General features: G+C 71.2%; 17 protein-coding genes. 13 read left to right on the top strand and 4 right to left on the bottom strand.

Annotation, left to right across the window (positions count from 1 at the left end; all coding sequences use genetic code 11):
• Positions 1 to 41 precede the first annotated feature (41 nt).
• The 5 genes from recC to F0U44_RS05725 all read left to right on the top strand — a co-directional run bounded on the left by recC (position 42) and on the right by F0U44_RS05725 (position 9,643).
• Positions 42 to 3,392 (top strand): exodeoxyribonuclease V subunit gamma, encoded by a 3,351-nt coding sequence (recC, locus tag F0U44_RS05745; RefSeq protein WP_149727233.1) that lies wholly within the window; start codon positions 42 to 44, stop codon positions 3,390 to 3,392.
• Positions 3,389 to 6,724: a UvrD-helicase domain-containing protein gene (locus F0U44_RS05740; protein WP_246160315.1), complete on the top strand. Its 3,336-nt coding sequence runs from the start codon at positions 3,389 to 3,391 to the stop codon at positions 6,722 to 6,724. The genes recC and F0U44_RS05740 overlap by 4 nt, the downstream gene beginning before the upstream one ends.
• Positions 6,721 to 8,466, top strand: a complete 1,746-nt coding sequence (recD, locus tag F0U44_RS05735) for an exodeoxyribonuclease V subunit alpha (RefSeq protein WP_149727232.1) — start codon at positions 6,721 to 6,723, stop codon at positions 8,464 to 8,466. The genes F0U44_RS05740 and recD overlap by 4 nt, the downstream gene beginning before the upstream one ends.
• Before the next feature lie 62 nt (positions 8,467 to 8,528).
• A complete protein-coding gene (locus tag F0U44_RS05730) occupies positions 8,529 to 9,140 on the top strand; it encodes an ACT domain-containing protein (RefSeq protein ID WP_149727231.1) in 612 nt (203 codons plus the stop codon).
• 50 nt (positions 9,141 to 9,190) lie between these two features.
• Positions 9,191 to 9,643 carry a nitroreductase family deazaflavin-dependent oxidoreductase gene (locus tag F0U44_RS05725; RefSeq protein WP_149727230.1) on the top strand — a complete coding sequence of 151 codons (453 nt, stop codon included), beginning with the start codon at positions 9,191 to 9,193 and terminating at the stop codon, positions 9,641 to 9,643.
• Here the strand turns inward: F0U44_RS05725 and trxA are convergent.
• Together trxA and F0U44_RS05715 are read right to left on the bottom strand one after the other, a co-directional pair.
• The gene (trxA, locus tag F0U44_RS05720; RefSeq protein WP_149727229.1) at positions 9,636 to 9,962 is read right to left on the bottom strand and encodes a thioredoxin; all 327 of its coding nucleotides are present in this window, start codon (positions 9,960 to 9,962) and stop codon (positions 9,636 to 9,638) included. The genes F0U44_RS05725 and trxA overlap by 8 nt on opposite strands.
• A complete protein-coding gene (locus tag F0U44_RS05715) occupies positions 9,959 to 10,330 on the bottom strand; it encodes a MerR family transcriptional regulator (RefSeq protein WP_149727228.1) in 372 nt (123 codons plus the stop codon). The genes trxA and F0U44_RS05715 overlap by 4 nt, the downstream gene beginning before the upstream one ends.
• 71 nt (positions 10,331 to 10,401) lie before the next feature.
• On the opposite strand from F0U44_RS05715, the gene F0U44_RS05710 reads away from it, so the two are divergent.
• Genes F0U44_RS05710 through F0U44_RS05700 form a run of 3 tightly spaced genes read left to right on the top strand, consistent with a single transcriptional unit; the run spans position 10,402 to position 12,868 of the window.
• Positions 10,402 to 11,352 carry a 1,4-dihydroxy-2-naphthoyl-CoA synthase gene (locus F0U44_RS05710; RefSeq protein WP_149727227.1) on the top strand — a complete coding sequence of 317 codons (951 nt, stop codon included), beginning with the start codon at positions 10,402 to 10,404 and terminating at the stop codon, positions 11,350 to 11,352.
• Positions 11,353 to 11,399: 47 nt separating this feature from the next.
• Entirely contained in the window at positions 11,400 to 12,263 is an 864-nt protein-coding gene (locus F0U44_RS05705) for an NYN domain-containing protein (RefSeq protein WP_149727226.1), read from the top strand.
• Positions 12,260 to 12,868 carry a class I SAM-dependent methyltransferase gene (locus tag F0U44_RS05700; protein WP_149727225.1) on the top strand — a complete coding sequence of 203 codons (609 nt, stop codon included), beginning with the start codon at positions 12,260 to 12,262 and terminating at the stop codon, positions 12,866 to 12,868. The genes F0U44_RS05705 and F0U44_RS05700 overlap by 4 nt, the downstream gene beginning before the upstream one ends.
• Here the strand turns inward: F0U44_RS05700 and F0U44_RS05695 are convergent.
• On the bottom strand, positions 12,849 to 13,328 hold the full coding sequence (locus F0U44_RS05695) for a DUF4262 domain-containing protein (protein WP_149727224.1): 480 nt from the start codon (positions 13,326 to 13,328) through the stop codon (positions 12,849 to 12,851). The two genes, F0U44_RS05700 and F0U44_RS05695, sit on opposite strands and share 20 nt — an antisense overlap.
• Before the next feature lie 135 nt (positions 13,329 to 13,463).
• On the opposite strand from F0U44_RS05695, the gene F0U44_RS05690 reads away from it, so the two are divergent.
• The 5 genes from F0U44_RS05690 (at position 13,464) to F0U44_RS05670 (ending at position 16,482) form a co-directional block, all read left to right on the top strand.
• A complete protein-coding gene (locus tag F0U44_RS05690; protein ID WP_149727223.1) occupies positions 13,464 to 13,706 on the top strand; it encodes an addiction module protein in 243 nt (80 codons plus the stop codon).
• A 104-nt stretch (positions 13,707 to 13,810) separates the two neighbouring features.
• Positions 13,811 to 14,020 carry a hypothetical protein gene (locus tag F0U44_RS05685; RefSeq protein WP_246160314.1) on the top strand — a complete coding sequence of 70 codons (210 nt, stop codon included), beginning with the start codon at positions 13,811 to 13,813 and terminating at the stop codon, positions 14,018 to 14,020.
• A gap of 46 nt (positions 14,021 to 14,066) precedes the next feature.
• Positions 14,067 to 14,804 (top strand): DUF4184 family protein, encoded by a 738-nt coding sequence (locus tag F0U44_RS05680; RefSeq protein ID WP_246160345.1) that lies wholly within the window; start codon positions 14,067 to 14,069, stop codon positions 14,802 to 14,804.
• Positions 14,801 to 15,490, top strand: a complete 690-nt coding sequence (locus F0U44_RS05675; RefSeq protein ID WP_149727221.1) for an NAD-dependent deacylase — start codon at positions 14,801 to 14,803, stop codon at positions 15,488 to 15,490. The genes F0U44_RS05680 and F0U44_RS05675 overlap by 4 nt, the downstream gene beginning before the upstream one ends.
• Complete coding sequence (locus F0U44_RS05670) at positions 15,487 to 16,482, top strand: asparaginase (RefSeq protein WP_223163579.1); 996 nt, start codon at positions 15,487 to 15,489, stop codon at positions 16,480 to 16,482. The genes F0U44_RS05675 and F0U44_RS05670 overlap by 4 nt, the downstream gene beginning before the upstream one ends.
• Here F0U44_RS05670 and F0U44_RS05665 read toward each other — a convergent pair.
• Positions 16,479 to 17,237 carry a TetR/AcrR family transcriptional regulator gene (locus tag F0U44_RS05665; protein ID WP_149727219.1) on the bottom strand — a complete coding sequence of 253 codons (759 nt, stop codon included), beginning with the start codon at positions 17,235 to 17,237 and terminating at the stop codon, positions 16,479 to 16,481. The two genes, F0U44_RS05670 and F0U44_RS05665, sit on opposite strands and share 4 nt — an antisense overlap.
• Positions 17,238 to 17,304: the final 67 nt, after the last annotated feature.

The raw sequence follows: 17,304 nt of genomic DNA, 5'->3' as shown, positions 1-17,304 counted from the left end.
CGGCCCCACGCGTCGGACCCCGGGGCTAACCTCAGCCCGCGATGACCCTCTACCTCCACCGCGCCCCGCGGACCGACCAGCTCGCCGACGCCCTCGGCGACCTGCTGGCGACCCCGCTGGCCGACCCGTTCGCGTCGGAGGTGGTCGTGGTGCCGGCGAAGGGGGTGGAGCGCTGGCTCTCGCAGCGGCTCTCCCACCGGCTCGGTGCTGCGACGGGGCGCGATGACGGCGTGTGCGCCGGCGTCGACTTCACGAGCCCGCGATCGCTCTTCGCCGTGGTGTCCGGGCGACCTGACGACGACCCGTGGGCGGCCGACGCGTTGACCTGGCCGTTGCTCCAGGTGATCGACGCCTCCGTTGCGGAGCCGTGGGCGGCGACGCTCGCGCGCCACCTCGGCCATGCGGTCGACGGCGACGACGGTGAGCTGCGGCGGGGCCGGCGCTTCGCCACCGCCCGGCGACTCGCCGCCCTGTTCGCGTCCTACGCCGCGCAACGGCCTGCACTGGTCGCCGACTGGGCGGCCGGGCGCGACCTCGACGGCGCGGGTGGTCCCGTGCCTGCCGATCTCCTCTGGCAGCCCGAGCTGTGGCGCCGGCTCGCCGCCGCGGTCGGTGCTCCCGATCCCGCGCGTCGACAGGTCGCCGCGATCGAGAAGCTCCGCCTCGACCCCGGATCGGTCGCCCTGCCCGCGCGGGTCAACCTCTTCGGCCACACCCGGCTGGCGACCGGCGACCTCGAGCTGCTCGACGCCCTGGCGGCCGAGCGCGAGGTGCACCTGTGGCTGCCGCACCCCTCCGAGGCGCTGTGGTCGCGGCTCGACGACCTCCGTGGGGCCGTCCCGCGGGTCGACGACACCTCCCACCTGCAGGTCGGGCACCCGTTGCTCGCGACGCTGGGGCGCGACACCAGGGAGCTGCAGCGAGCGTTGGCTGCTCACGAGGTGGTCGATGAGCCTTTGGTTTCGAGGCTCGCTTCGCTCGCACCTCAACCAGCGGGGGAGACGCTGCTCGGCTGGCTGCAGCACGACCTGCGCTCCAACGCCCCCGGCAACCCGGCGACCCGCGTCGTCGCCACGACCGACCGGTCGGTCCAGCTGCACGCCTGCCACGGTCCGGCCCGCCAGGTCGAGGTGCTCCGCGAGGTGCTGCTCGGGCTGCTCGCCGACGACCCGATGCTCGAGCCTCGCGACGTCCTCGTGATGTGCCCGGACATCGAGGGCTACGCGCCGCTGCTGTCGGCGGCCTTCGGTCTCGCCGACGTGGTCGGTCCCGAAGGACACCCTGCCCATCGGCTGCGGGTGAGCCTCGCCGACCGCGCCCTCGACCAGACCAACCCGCTGCTGGCTGTGGTGGCGCGGGTGCTCGACCTGGCGGGAGGCCGGGCAGGGGTGGGCGCCGTACTCGACCTCGCGCACGCGGAGCCGGTCCGGCGCCGGTTCGGCTTCCGCGACGACGACCTCGACCTGCTGGCGACCTGGGTCGCGCAGGCCGGGGTCAAGTGGGGTTTCGACGCCGAGCACCGCACCGAGTTCGGGCTGCAGGCCTACGGCGACAACACCTGGCGCTCGGGTCTCGACCGGTTGCTCTCCGGGATCGCGCTGTCCGACGACAGCGACGCCCTGCTCGGAGACGTGCTGCCGCTCGACGATGTCGGCAGCGGTGACATCGACCTGATCGGCCGGTTGTCGGAGTTCGTCGCGCGCCTGGAATCGGTCACCGACCGCCTCGTCGGCACTCATCCGCTCGACCACTGGCTCGACACGATCGAGGAGGGGGTCGGCTCGCTGACCTCCGTGCGTCCGGCCGACGCGTGGCAGCTGGGTCAGGTGCAGCGTGAGCTCGACGGTCTCCGGTCGGCCGCGGGTTCCGACGTCGATCTCCGGCTGCCTGACGTCCGGGCGATGTTCGGCGACCGGCTCGCCGGCCGGCCGACCCGTGCCAACTTCCGCACCGGCGTGCTGACCGTCTCGACGCTGGTGCCGATGCGGTCGGTGCCGCACCGGGTGGTCTGCCTGCTCGGCCTCGACGACGGCGTCTTCCCGCGCGTCGGCGTGACCGACGGCGACGACGTCCTCGCGCGCCGACCGATGACCGGAGAGCGGGACCCTCGCAGCGAGGACCGTCAGCTGCTGCTCGACGCGGTGCTCGCCGCGACCGACACCTTGGTGATCACCTACACCGGCGCCAACGAGTTCACCGGCCAGGCGCGACCACCGGCTGTGCCGGTCGGTGAGCTGCTCGACGCGCTCGACCTCACCGCCAGCACCAGCGACGGCCGGTCCGTCTCGGAGCAGGTGCGGATCAAGCACCCGCTGCAGCCGTTCGACCGGCGCAACCTCAAGGCCGGCGCGCTCGTGCCCGGACACGCCTTCGCCTTCGACCGGTTCGCCCTCGCGGGCGCCCGGGCTGTCGAGCGCGACCGCGAGGAGCCACCGCCCTTCCTCGCCGGTGAGCTGCCCCCTCCGGTCGCCGGTGACGTCGCGCTCGACGACCTCGTCGAGTTCTACGGCGGTCCGGTCAAGGGCTTCCTCAAGCAGCGGCTGGGCATCGCGCTGCCCCGCGAGGACGAGCCCGTCGACGACCGCATCCCGATCGCGCTCGACGCGCTGGAGGAGTGGGCTGTCGGAGATCGCATCCTCGGCGACTTGATGCGCGGCCATCACCCCGACGCGGCGGTGCTGCGCGAGCGGCGGCGCGGGGTGGTCCCGCCCGGTGAGCTCGGCGACCGCATCCTGCAGAAGGTCATCGGGCGGGCGCGTCCGCTGGCCATCGAGGCGCTCGCCCACACCGGTTCGGCGCAGCGCGCGGTCGACGTCGACGTCGACCTGGGTGGTGGTCGGCGGCTGCGCGGCACGGTGCCCGAGCTCCACGGCGACCTGCTCGTCCGGGTCAGCTATTCGAAGCTCGGGCCGAAGCACCGGCTCCACTCGTGGATCAAGCTGCTCGCGCTCGCGGCCAGCGATCAGGACCGCGCCTGGCGCGGCCTGACGATCGGGCGCCCCGAGACCTCGCGCGGTGACCTCGAGGTCTCCCGTCTTGCGCCGCTCGACCATCGCGCCCTCGGCTGGCTCCGCGACCTGGTCGCGCTGCGCGACGAGGGCCTCGTGGCGCCGCTGCCCCTCCCGCTCAAGTCGTCGATCAAATACGCGCGGGCCCGCCGCACCAACACCGACGCGAGCGTCGCGCTCGATCGCGTCGACTACCAAGCGTGGCGCTACGACGGTCGCTACGAGGGCGAGCGGCTCGATGCCGAATACGTCCTGGTGTGGGGTGACAAGGCGCCGCTGCCGGGCACCAACGAGCCGGGTGAGGCTGACGAACCGCACCGGTTCGGCGCCGTCGCGATGCGCGTGTGGAGCCCGCTGCTCGAGAGCGAGGTGGGGAGCTGGTGAGCGCCGTCAACCCCGCCGATGAGGTGCCGATCTTCGACCTGGTCGGGCCGCTCCCCGAGGGGACCACCCTGCTCGAGGCGAGTGCCGGCACCGGCAAGACGTTTACGGTCGGCGCTCTGGTGGCCCGTTACGTCGCCGAGGGGATCGCGACCCTCGACGAGATGCTGGTCATCACCTTCAGTCGGTCGGCCACCCAGGAGCTCCGATCGCGGGTCCGCGAGCAGCTGACGTCCGCCGAGCGGGCGGTGTCGCGCCAGCTCGCGACCGGTGACGTCCAGGCCGACAACGAGGTGGTGACCCACCTGCTTGATGTCGACCCGGTCGAGCTCACCCGTCGCCAGGAGCGGCTGCGCAACGCGTTGGCCTCGTTCGACAGCGCGACGATCGCGACCACCCATCAGTTCTGCCACGTGGTCCTCCGCTCCCTCGGCGTGGCCAGCGAGAGCGACACCGCCGCGACGCTCGTCGAGTCGCTCGACGAGCTCGTGATCGAGGTGGTCGACGACCTCTACCTCGCCGACCACGGACACCGTCCGACCCCGCCGCCGTTCCCCCGTGACGTCGCGACGGCGATCGGGCGCGAAGCCGTCCTCCACCAGACGGTCGAGCTCGCCCCTCCGGACACGTCCCACCCCGGCGCAGCGGCGCGGGCGGACTTCGCACAGCGGGTCCGTGACGAGGTGGAACGCCGCAAGCAGCGCCTCGGCATCCAGTCCTACGACGACCTGCTCTCCCGGCTCGCCCACGCGCTCGAGCACGACGACGCCCCGGCCCGGGCCCGGATGCGCGGGCGTTGGAAGGTCGTGCTCGTCGACGAGTTCCAAGACACCGACCCGGTGCAGTGGCAGATCCTCGAGCGCGCCTTCCACGGCGCCGCGACCCTGATCCTGATCGGTGACCCGAAGCAGGCCATCTACGGCTTCCGCGGTGGTGACGTCGACACCTACCTGGCGGCGTCGCGTCAGGCCACGACCCGCGCGACCCTCGGCACCAACCGGCGGTCCGACGCAGCGCTCGTCGAGCGCTTCAACGCCACGCTCGGTCACGCCGGTCTCGGGTCGCCCGACATCGTCGTACGCCACGTCGCTGCTGCTCATGCCCAGCCGCGGCTGGTCGGGGCACCTCACCCCGAGCCGTTCCGCGTGCGGCAGCTGCCCCGCGACGGGTTCAAGCTCAAGGACGACCTGGTGCCCTGGTGGCCGGCCCGCCAGCGCATCGCCGCCGACCTCGCCGACGACGTCGTCGGCCTCCTCGGGTCGGGTGCGACGTGGAACGGCAAGCCGATCGAGGCCCACCACGTCGCCTGCCTCGTGTCCGACCGCTACCAGGGCTCGATGGTCGAGGGCGCGCTGCAGAAGCGCGGCGTGCCCGTGGTGCTCAACGGCGGGGGCGACGTCTTCCTGACCCCGGCCGCCGACGACTGGCTCACGCTGCTCAAGGCTCTCGATGCCCCTCACCGCGCGCCCTTGGTCAGGTCGGCGGCCCTCACCTGCTTCTTCGGCTACGACATCACCGACATCGTCCGGGGTGACGACACGCTCACCGGCGAGGTGGCCGACGAGCTGCGCGACGGGGCGATCCTGGTCCGGACCCGAGGGGTCGCCGCCCTCGTCGAGTCCCTCGAGGAGCGCGGGCTGAGCGGTCGGATCCTGGGTCGGGTCGGCGGCGAACGGTTGCTCACCGACCTGCGCCACCTCGGCCAGCTGCTCCACCAGCAGGCCGTCGGCCAGCGCCTCGGTCTGACCGCGCTGCTCGAGTGGTTCCGCGACGAACGACTCCGCACGGCTGCAGGCGAGCGGCCGCGTCGGCTCGACTCCGATGCCCAGGCCGTCCAGATCGTGACGATCCACGGCAGCAAGGGCCTCGAATACCCGGTCGTCTACCTGCCCTACATCTACGCCAGCTACGAGCGTGCGCTCACCACCGCCCTCTTCCACGATCGCTCCGACCCGACGCGGCTGCGGCGGCTGATCGACGTGGCCGGCACCGGCCGCCAGTGGGCCTACAGCCTCGAGGCCCACCGCAACGAAGAGGCCGGCGAGGAGCTCCGCAAGCTCTACGTCGCGCTGACCCGCGCGCAGTCACAGGTCGTCGCCTGGTGGGCGCCCGAGGAAGGTACGGCGAAGGGCGCGCTGCACCGGATGCTCTTCGGCCGGCGGCCCGGCACCCGTGACATGGAGCCGTCCGCGCCGGTGAGCGACGACGAGCGCGCACGGGAGATCCTGCGCACGATCGAGCGCGACTACGCCGGCCCGACGGCCGAGGTCGCCGACGGCACCGCACGCGCCCGCCTGGCTGGGGTCGACGTCCCCGACGAGCACCTTGCCGCACGGGTCTTCGGTCGGGAGATCGACCTCGACTGGCGGCGCACCTCCTACTCCGGGCTGATCAGGGTCGAGGAGCAGGCCATCGCCACGAGCGAGCCCGAGCGGCCCGGCAAGGACGACGAGTCCGGTGACGACGAGGTCCCCGCGGGAGCGGTGGCCGTCGACGAGGCCGTCGACCTGCCGTCCCCGATGGCCGACCTCCCTGCGGGAGCCGGATTCGGCTCGCTGGTCCACGCGATCCTCGAGCACACCGACCCCGAGGCGGCCGATCTTCAGGCCGAGCTGCGGCAGCGCGCGTTCGAACAGCTGCGGTGGTGGCCTTCGGAGGCAACGCCCGACGAGCTCGCCGAGGCGCTCGTACCGCTCAACCGCACCTCGCTCGGCCCGCTCGCCGATGGCCTGTCGCTCGCCGAGATCCCGTTGCGCGACCGCCTGCGCGAGCTCGACTTCGAGATCCCGCTCGCCGGTGGCGACCTGGCGCGCGGCCTGCGGTCCGAAGCGCGACTGGCCGACCTGGCACCCGTGCTGCGCGCGCACCTCGACGCCGACGACCCGATGGTCGCCTACGCCGATCGGCTCGAGCAGCCGCCGCTCGCCGACCAGTCGCTGCGGGGCTACCTCTCCGGCAGCATCGACGCGGTGCTCCGGCTGCCGAGCGGACGCTTCCTCGTGGTCGACTACAAGACCAACCGGCTCGGTGAGGTCGGCCGCCCGGTCACCGCCGCCGACTACGCGCCGCCACTGCTCGTCGACGCGATGCTCCACTCGCACTACCCCTTGCAGTCGCTGCTCTACTCCGTCGTCGTCCACCGCTACCTCCGCTGGCGACTGCCCGGCTACGACCCGGCGACCCACCTGGGCGGGGTGCTCTACCTCTACGTCCGCGGCATGTGCGGTCCGGACACTCCCGAGGTCGACGGCGTGCCGTGCGGTGTCTTCAGCTGGCAGCCGCCCGCCGCGATGGTGCTCGCGCTGTCCGACCTCCTCGACGGGAGCGCCCGATGACCGAGCTGTTCGAGATCGAGGAGCGCGACGACCACCGGGTAGCCCGCCGCGCGGACGGGCTGCTCGCGACGTTCAACCGTGCCGGGCTGCTGACCAGCGCCGACGTGCATGCCGCAACGCGGATCTGTGCGTTGGCCGACGAGGTCGATCCCGAAGTGGCGCTCGCCGTCGCGGCCCTGGTGCGGGCCGCCCGCCACGGATCGGTGTGCGTCGACCTCGACGCGCTCGTGACCAGCGAGGGTGCTGCCGACCTGCCCTGGCCCGCGGTCGACTCCTGGCGGGAGCGCATCGCGGCCAGCGTGCTCGCCGCTTCGGGCGTGCTGCGCCGCGAAGGTGGCCTGCTCTACCTCGACCGGTTCTGGCGGGAAGAAGGTCAGGTGCGCGACGACCTGTGGGCCCGGGTGGCCGCTCCCGCACCGCAGGTCGACGAAGAGGCGCTTGCCGAGACCGCGGACCGGCTGTTCCCGGCTGGCTACGACGAACAGCGCACCGCGGCGCTCGCGGCTGCCCGCCAGTGGACGACGGTGCTGACCGGCGGTCCCGGCACGGGAAAGACCACGACCGTCGCGGGGCTGCTCGCACTGCTCGCGGCCCAGTCCGAGCGGCCGCTCCGCGTCGCGCTCACCGCACCGACGGGCAAGGCCTCGGCCCGGCTCCAGCAGGCGGTCGAGGAGGCGCAGGCCGACGAGCGGTTCAGTGACGCCGACCGGGCTCGGCTCAGCGGTCTGAGCTCCTCGACCCTCCACCGACTGCTCGGGTGGACCCCCGGCTCGCGCAACCGTTTCCGCCACCACCGGCGCAACAAGCTCCCGCACGACGTGGTGGTGGTCGACGAGACCTCCATGGTGTCGCTGACGATGATGGCCCGACTGCTCGAGGCGGTGCGGCCCGATGCCCGCCTGGTGCTCGTCGGTGACGCCGACCAGCTCGCGAGCGTCGAAGCCGGCGCGGTCCTCGCCGACCTCGTCCAAGGCCTCGCCGGCCGGGCTCCCGGCGCGGTTACCGGGCTCCGCACGACCCACCGGTTCGGCGAGAGCATCGGCGCGTTGGCCGAGGCGCTGCGGCAAGGCGACGCCGATCGCGTGGTGGAGCTCCTGACCGACGACGACGACCGGGTGCAGCTGGTCGACCCGGTGGTCGGCGCTGATGCGTTGCGCGCGCGGCTGCTCGACCATGCGCTCGCCACGCGTGCGGCGGCGCTGGCGGGTGACGCTGATGCGGCTCTCGCAGCGATGGACGCCCACCGCCTCCTCTGCGCCCACCGTGATGGTCCCTTCGGCGTCGCGCACTGGAACCGGCTCACCGAGCGCCTGCTCGCCGAGCACGACCCGGCCGTGTGGCAGGAGTGGTACGCCGGCCGTCCGCTCCTGGTGACCTCCAACGACTACGGTCTCGGGCTCTACAACGGCGACACCGGTGTCGTGGTGCGTGAGGACGACAAGCTGCGAGGGGTGATCGCCGGGGTCCGGTCGCACCTCTGGCTCGCGACCGCGAGGCTCGGCGCGGTCGAGACGCTCCACGCGATGACGATCCACAAGAGCCAGGGCAGCCAGGTCGCCGAGGTGACCCTGCTGCTGCCGCCGCCCGACTCGCCACTCCTCACTCGCGAGCTCTTCTACACCGCCGTCACGCGCGCCAAGGAGCGCGTGCACGTCGTCGGGACCGCGGAGTCGGTCGTCGCGGCCGTCGAGCGCCGGGCCCAGCGGGCGACGGGACTAGCACAGCGACTCGCGGCGGACTGAGCTCCTGCCCGACGTACGGCCCCGAAACGATCCGGCAACCTCGGCCAAGTAGCGTGGCAGGCATGCCGTTCCTCCTGCGCGTTGAGCTGCCCGACGTCCCCGGGTCGTTGGGACGCGTGGCGACCGCGATCGGTATGGCGGGCGGCGACATCGAGGCGATCGAGATCGTCGAGAAGCGCTCCGACGGCACGGTGCTCGACGACGTGCTCCTCGAGACCCTGACCGGCACCATGCCCGACTCGATCGTCTCGGCGTGCAACGCGCTCGACGGTGTGAAGGTCGTGTGGATCAGCCGTTATCCCGCCGGCGGCAACCTGGTCCTCGACCTCGAGGCGGTCGAAGAGCTCACCGCAGCTCCGGACCAGGCGCTCGACAAGCTGGTCGAGCTGCTGCCGGCAACCTTCCGCGTCGACTGGGCTGCCCGCGTCCATCGCGCGAAGGGTGTCGTCCACGGCACCAGTGCGGCGCCCGACGAGTTCGAGTTCGTCGACCTCGAAGGACCGAGCCGGCTCGACCCGGAGAGCGACGACGACCAGACGCTCTACGCCGCGGCCCGTCTCGACGGCAACGAGATCGTGGTGATCGGTCGCCGCGGCGGCCCGGAGTTCGTCGACTCCGAGATCGCCCGTCTCGGACACCTGTCCGGGCTCGCCGTCACCATTGGCAACGCCTGATCCGTCCCTGGGAGGGAATGCCCGGCGGGTCGTCGGGCATTGACTCAGGTATGACTGAACTTCTCGAAGGCGTCTACGAGCCCAGCCCCGCCGATTGGGTGCGCGAGCAGGTCGAGACCTACGAGGCGACGGGTGGCCGCGAGGCCAACGTGCTCCGCGGCAACCCGGACTGGCCGATCGTGGTCATCACGTCGAAGGGCGCCGCGTCCGGCAAGCTCCGCAAGAACCCGGTGATGCGGGTCGAGCGTGACGGCGCCTACGTCGCGATCGGGTCGAAGGGCGGCGCTCCCGACAACCCGGCCTGGGTGGCGAACTTCCTCGCCCACCCGGTGGTCCAGCTCCAGGACGGCCCGGAGCCAGCGCTCTACGAGGCCCGACTCGTCCAGGGCAACGAGCGCAAGGACTGGTGGGACCTCGCCGTCGACACGTGGGACACCTACGCGAGCTATCAGGCGAAGACCGACCGCGAGATCCCGGTCTTCGTCCTGACTCCCGTCAGCTGAGCACCTTGTTGAGCTCGCGGTCGAGCGCGGCCTTGGGCCGCGCCCCGCGCAGCTCGAGGACCAGCTCGCCCTTGTCGAACACGAGCAGCGTGGGCAGGCCGAGCACGCGGTAGCCGGCACCGGTGACGGGGTTCTCGTCGCTGTTGATCTTCACGACCTTCAGCGACCCCGCCCGCTCGGCAGCGATCTGTTCGAGCACAGGGGCGATCTGGTGGCACGGTCCGCACCACTGCGCCCAGAAGTCCACGAGGACCGGCGTCGCCGAGTCGAGTACGTCGGCCTGGAAGTCCGCATCGGTGGTGTTGGTCGTCGCGGTCATGGGGTCTCCTCGGATCGGTAGGACTCGGCGTCGTGCAGGAGCTCCGTGAGCTCGTCGCGCAGGCCGGTGAGCTCGCTGATGCGCCGGTCGATCTCGGCGATCCGCGAGCGGTAGGCCTCGAGCGAGGCCGGGCACACGTCGGCCCGGTCGTTGCCCGCGCGCAGGCAGTCGACGAACGGCACGGTCTCGGCGGCGGTGAGCCCGAGGCTCAGCAGGGCCCGGATCTCGCGCACGACCTGGACGTCGTTGTCGTCGTAGTCGCGGTAGCCGTTGCCCGCCCGATCGGGCGTGATCAGGCCGCGTGACTCGTAGTAGCGCACCGCTTTCACGGTGACACCGGCCCGGTCGGCCAGCTCCTTGATCTGCACGAGGACGACGGTAGACCTTGCCCCTAGGGGCAAGGTCAAGCGTCGCGACGCGAGGTCGATAACCTCCACGCATGAGCGCGATCGAAGGTGTGTCCGAGACGTTCGACTCCGAGGCCTGGGACGAGGTGCCCGGATTCGAGGACCTGACGGACCTGACCTACCACCGGGCCAAGGCCCACGGCACGGTCCGGATCGCGTTCGACCGACCCGACGTGCTCAACGCGTTCCGCCCGCACACGGTCGACGAGCTGCTCCGCACGCTGGAGCACGCGCGCACCTCGGCCGATGTCGGTTGCGTGCTCCTCACCGGCAACGGCCCGTCGCCGAAGAACGGCAAGCGCAGCTTCTGCACCGGCGGCGACCAGCGGATCCGCGGCAAGGCCGGCTACCAGTACGAGGAGGACGGCGCGACCTACGCCGCCGGCGCGACCGGTGCCTCCGAGCCGAGCGCGATCGACAAGGCCAAGCTCGCCCGCCTGCACATCCTCGAGTGCCAGCGCCTGATCCGCTTCATGCCGAAGATCGTCATCTGCGTCGTACCCGGCTGGGCGGCCGGCGGCGGCCACTCGCTGCACGTCGTCTCCGACCTCACCCTCGCCAGTGCCGAGCACGCGCGCTTCAAGCAGACCGACGCCGATGTGGGCTCGTTCGACGGCGGCTACGGGTCGGCTTACCTCGCCAAGCAGGTCGGCCAGAAGTACGCCCGCGAGATCTTCTTCCTTGCCGAGACCTACGACGCCGCCGACGGGATGCGGATGGGCACGGTCAACCGCGCCGTCCCGCACGCCGATCTCGAGGCCGTCGCGCTCGAGTGGGGCCGGACCATCAACGGCAAGAGCCCCACGGCCATGCGGATGCTGAAGTACGCCTTCAACCTCCCCGACGACGGCCTCGTCGGCCAGCAGCTCTTCGCCGGCGAGACCACCCGCCTGGCCTACATGACCGACGAGGCCCAGGAGGGTCGCGACCAGTTCCTCGAGAAGCGTGACCCCGACTGGTCGCCGTACCCCTGGTACTACTGAGCCGGAGCCCGGTCTGACGGGCCGGAGGTGTGGCTAGGGTGCTGGACATGTCTGGCACTGAGCCGCGCGTCGCGATCTACATCGACTTCGACAACCTGGTCATCTCGCGTTTGAGCCAGGTGAAGAAGACCGGGGCGTCGGCCACCGTCGCGATCGATGTGCTGCTCGACTTCGCCACCCGTTATGGCCGACTCACCATCTCCCGGGCGTATGCCGACTGGTCGGTGAAGAAGAACGCCGACTATCGCGATCAGCTCGTCGCTCGCGCGGTCGAGCTGGTGCAGCTCTTTCCGGCGTCGAAGACCAAGAACGGCGCTGACATCCGGCTGGCCGTCGACGCGATCGAGGACCTCTACCTCCACGACGACCTGACCCATGTCGTCATCGCGGCAGGCGATTCTGACTTCGTACCGCTGGCACAGCGTGCGCGTCGACTCGGCCGCGTCGTGCTCGGCGTTGGCATGGCAGGGAGCATCAGCAAGACGCTCGCGAGCGCCTGCGATGTCTACGTGGACTACGACGAACTGCTCAAGGATCGAGAGGCGTTGGAACTCGTGTCGGCCACAGAGAGCCCGGCTCTTGAGGCGCCGGCGGTCGGGTCGAAGACGCCTGAGCCCGCGAAGCGGGTTGCTGCAGAGAAGAGGGTCGCAGCTCCGTCTCCGCGCCGTGCCTACCCGCTCTTGGTCGAGGCGATGCGCGGCTTGGCCGCACAAGACCCCGACGCGGAGTCGTATGCCCTCAGTGCTCTCAAGAACCAGGTCCTCAGGATCTATCCAGCCTTCAAGGAGTCAGACTACGAAGCGGCGAGCTTTAGCAGGCTGCTGGGCCGCTACGGCGGCCACATCGAGGTCAAGGACAACCGAGCCAGACTGCGTGCAACTGGCATTACGGAGAAGGCGGACCTTCCATGACCCGATGGACCGACGTCGCGCGGACGCAGGCAGGCGAGACCTATGCGGTCGCGTATGCCCGGAGGTTCCGGGAGCTCGCGGCGTCCGGCAACGAGATCAACGGCGAGGCACTGGCCGCGGCCGCGCTGGTGCCCGCCCCAGCCCGCGTGCTCGACGCCGGTTGTGGGACCGGTCGCAGCACCATCGCACTGAGCGCGATGGGCTACGAAGTGACGGGTGTCGACGTCGATGCCTCGATGTTGGACATGGCGCGAGCCGAGGCGCCTGACCTCGACTGGCGGCTCGACGACCTGGCCACCCTGGACCTGGGCGAGCAGTTCGACCTCGTGCTCCTGGCCGGCAACATCATCCCGCTGCTCGAGCCGGGCACCCTCGAAGCCGTCGCACAGTCTCTGGCGGCGCACGCGCACGCGCGCGGTCTCGTGATGGTCGGCTTCGGGCTCGATGCAGCCCATCTCCCGGCCAGCTGCCCGGTCACCCCGCTGGCCGACTACGACGCCGCGATGGCCGCCGCCGGGCTCGCCGTCCGTGATCGGTGGTCGACCTGGGAGGGCGAGCCCTTCACCGATGACGCCGGCTACGTCGTCACGGTGCACGCTCGCTGAGCGCTCGCGGCCCGAGCACCGACTGACGGCCGCGGAAGCCGACCTCCCACGGCCACCGTCCGTGGTCGTCGGCATAGACGAGCTGCACCGCGCGAACAGCCGGGCCGTACAGCTCGTACGCCATCACGAGGTGGATCGACGGCTCCGCGACGTCGACCGCCTCGGTGCTCACTCCGTGCTCCCACTGGTCGCGGTCGCCGTGGATGAACGGCGGGGCGGCGTGGTGGATCAGGTGGTGGGCAGCGCCGTTGAGTAGGTCCATGGCCTCGCGTTGCCGCATCCCGGTCACCAGGAGCTCCGGTATGCAGAACGGAGTGAGGCCAACGGTGTAGTGGAAGCCAGGCCGCCAGCGGTCCTTCTCGACAGCCTGGACAGCCCAGCCGTGGGTGTCGATCACCCCCTGGAGCATTTCGAGGTAGTCGGCCCGGGTCTTGTCGGGGTTGTCGCACTGCCAGCACATGGTGTCCTCGCCTTCGTCGGTTGGACGCCCAGGCTGTTCAACGCCTCCGACGAATCGGGGGGGTTCATCCACAGATCCGGTCCTTTGGAGGCTCGACCGCTGTCCGGCGTCGCTGTCGCGCCGTACTCTGGAGGCATGTCGCTGAGCGAGTCGGAGTTCTACGAGGCGGGGATGTCCTTGCCTCCTGACGTGCGCAAGCACGTGGCGCTTCGCCTGCTCGAGTCTCTCGAGTCCGCCGACCAGGAGTCGATCGACGTGGCGTGGACCTCGGAGATCGCTCTCCGTGTTGATGACATCAGGCGTGGCACAGTGAAGACCGTCCCGGGTGAGCAGGTCTTCGCAGAGATCGCTGCGAAGACGGCCTCGCGCGACACATGACGCTCGCCTTCGACTTCCATCCGGAAGCCCAGGCGGAGTTCGCTGCCGACGTCGAGTGATTCGACGATCGCGAGGTCGGTATCGGCGGGCGTTTCGCGGCGGCCGTGCGGACAGTGATCGATGCTGTACGCGATGACCCCGACCTGTGGCCGAAATGGCCTGGGGTCCACGGTGATCCGGTCGTTCGCTCGAAGAAGGTCGCCGACTTTCCTTATCGCGTCGTCTACTACGTCGAGAACGAGATGCTGACGGTCGTGAGTGTGGCCCACGCCAAGCGCCGGCCCGGCTACTGGCGAGATCGCGTCAGTCCCTGACGACGTCGCGGCGGGCTCACGCCGCCGTTAGGCTTCCGCGGTGCCGATGACCCTCGCCCACCCGATGGCCGTGCTGCCGCTGCGTGGGCTCGGTCTGCCGGCGACGGCGATGGTGGTCGGGTCGATGGTGCCCGACATCCCGGTGTTCCTGAACTGGTACGGCACTTACCAGCTCAGCCACTCCCTGCTCGGGATCGTCACCTGGGACCTGGTGGTGGCGACGATCGTGACGTTCCTCTGGTTCGTCGCCGTGCGCGACGCCGCTGTCGACCTGGCTCCGACGCGGATCCGGGAGCGTCTGGTTCCACACGTCTGCGTCACGCGCACCGAGTGGCTGCTGACCCCTGTGGCTGCAGCGGTCGGGAGCGCGACGCACGTGCTCTGGGACTCCTTCACTCACGTCGGCCGCTGGGGGCCGCGGCACATCGAGTGGCTGGCGGTCGAGCACCACGGGCTGCTCGGGCTGAAGTGGGCGCAGTACACGTCCGGCGTCGTCGGGCTCACGGTGGTCACCGTGGTCGTCGTACTGCACCTGCGATCGCTCGCTCCGCTGCCCGGCCCGCGGCCCCGGCCGGTGCTGCCGCCCGTGGTCCTTCCCCTGGTGATCGTCGGAGCGCTGATCGCGGGGACCGTGGCGGCGATCCGTAAGACCTCGTTCGGCTTCCGGGACATGGCGTTCGACGGCGTCGTGCACAGCCTCATCGCGCTGGTGGTCCTCGGGGCGCTCGCGTGCGTGGCCTGGCACGTCACGCGGGCGCTGGATTCCGTAGAGTCTCGGCCGTGAAGATCGTCGTGCTCACCGGAGCGGGCATCTCCGCCGAGAGCGGGGTGCCGACCTTCCGCGACGCCGACGGGCTGTGGGAGGGCCACCGGGTCGAGGACGTCGCGACGCCGGAGGGCTTCGCGGCCGACCCGGCGACGGTGCAGCGCTTCTACGACGACCGCCGCGCAGCGCTTGCCGGAGTGGCGCCGAACCCGGCGCACGTTGCGCTGGCCGAGCTCGAGAAGACGTTCGGCGACGACTTCATGCTCGTCACCCAGAACATCGACGACCTCCACGAGCGCGGCGGGTCGCGCCGCGTCGTCCACATGCACGGCGAACTGCTCTCCGCCCTCTGCGTCGACTGCCACCGCCGCAGCCGCTGGGAAGGCCCGCTGCTCGGAGCGGCCGCCTGCATCCACTGCCAGTACGGCGAGCTGCGGCCCGACGTCGTGTGGTTCGGCGAGATGCCCTACTTCATGGACGACATCTTCGAGGCCCTCTCGGGCTGCGACCTCTTCGTCTCCATCGGCACCTCGGGTGCGGTCTATCCGGCCGCCGGCTTCGTGCAGCAGGCCCGGGCGTTCGGCGCGCGGACGCTCGAGATCAACCTCGAGCCCAGCGAGGGCACCCACTTCTTCCACGAGGCGCGCCACGGTCGCGCGGGTGACCTGGTGCCGGTCTGGGTCGGCGAGCTGGTCCGGGCGTGAACCTGTCCGCTCGGCGCAGGGTGGTGGTGCTCGGCACGGGCGGCACGATCGCCAGCCGGCTCGATGACAGCGGCGCAGCCACGCCGGTCGAGCTCGTCGGTGGCCTGGTCGCCGGGCTGGACCTCGGTGACGCCGCGGTGGTCACGCGCGACCTCTTCGTCAAGGACAGCTCCACGCTGACCACGGCCGACCAGGCGCTGATCGTCGCTGGGGTGGCGGACGCGCTCGCCGACCCCGACGTCGTGGGGGTCGTGGTCACCCACGGCACCGACACCGCCGAGGAGACCGCCTACCTGCTCGACCTCGTGCACACCGACCCGCGGCCCGTCGTACTCACGGGCGCGCAGCGCCCTTCCGATGCGCCGGACGCCGACGGTCCCGGCAACCTGCGGGACGCGCTGACGGTCGCCGCCGACCCGGCGGCGGCCGGCCTCGGGGTCCTCGTCGTCTTCGACGGCCTGGTGCTCGCCGCCCGCGGCACCCGCAAGGTGCACACCCACGAGACGGCCGCATTCGCCCAGCCCGACGGCGGACCGCTGGGACGCATCGTCGACGGGCGCCTCGTGGTCGACCGGCAGCCGGCTCACCGCGAGCACCTCGACGTCGTGCGGGGGATCGAGCAGATCCGGGTCGACATCGCAGCGGTCTACCCCGGCGTCGACGGCACCGCGCTCGCTGCCTTCGCGGACGCGGGGGCGCGGGGCATCGTGCTCGTCGCCACCGGTTCGGGTAATGCCAACCCGGCGATCGTCGCGGCGGTCGCTGAACTCACCCGACGCGGGGTCGTCGTCGCGCTGACCACGCGTGTCGACACGGGCCCGGTCGCCGGCATCTACGGCGGCGGTGGCGGGGGAGCGGACCTCATCGCCGCAGGAGCGGTGCCGCTGGGCACCCTCCGCGCGGGTCAGGGCCGGACCCTGCTGTTGGCCCTGCTCGCAGCGCTCGGCGATCCCGGGCAGGTGCGGGCGGCGCTGCCGGCGTACGTCGACTAGCGGCTGAGCTCGTCGTCGAGCAGCTGGATCAGCCGGGGCGCCTCGGCGCCGAGACCGAGCGGCGCGAGCCAGTCGATGATCGTCGCGCGGAAGAGAGCCCCGCTCTGGATCACGCGCGGGTCGCAGTGGCCGGTCGACTCGAGGGTGACGACGCCGTAGAGCGCTGACCACGACCTCATGTAGATCCAGAGGAGCCCGCGCTCGGACGGCTCGATGTGCTCGGCCTTGGCGGGGATCAGCGGGTCGAGCACGGCGTCCCGCACGATCGGGTCGAGCTCGTCGAGCGAGGGGTAGGGGAACTGGTAGAGCTCCCAGATCTCGTAGAGCAGATCGGTGAAGTAGCGGCCCGAGGTGGAGAGGGTGAGGAGCTCGCGACGCTCGGACTCCTCGGTGCTGCCGATCGGGTTGGCGAACACGAGGCTGAACTCGCGGGGCTTGCTCAGAGCCCAGCGCCGGAAGGCGACGCAGGCTGCGCACAGGCGGGCGGCCGGGTCGTCCTCGCGATACTTCGAAGCGGCCTCGATGAAGCCCTGGGTCGCCGCCTTGTCGAGCTCGAAGGCCACCAGGTCGACGAGCTCCTGGTAGTTGTCGACGTAGCGGTAGAGCGCCGGCGCTGTCATGCCCATCCGGGACGCCACCGCACGCAGCGAGAGCTCGGCGCCCTCGGCGAGCAGCTCACTGGCGGCACGCACGATCTCGTCGAAAGTCGCCTCGCGCTGCCGCTCGCGACGGGTGGGCTGCTGCAGTGCGGACACGCGACTCCTCGATTAGTCGGGGGCTTGTCGTGATGCGACGAGGACCACAGGGGGAGGACCTGTCGCA

It is taken from the genome of Nocardioides humilatus (assembly GCF_008373755.1).
GTDB lineage: Bacteria > Actinomycetota > Actinomycetes > Propionibacteriales > Nocardioidaceae > Nocardioides > Nocardioides humilatus.
Note: the sequence above shows the minus strand (reverse complement) of the source record. Positions and strands in the feature narration are given on the sequence as shown.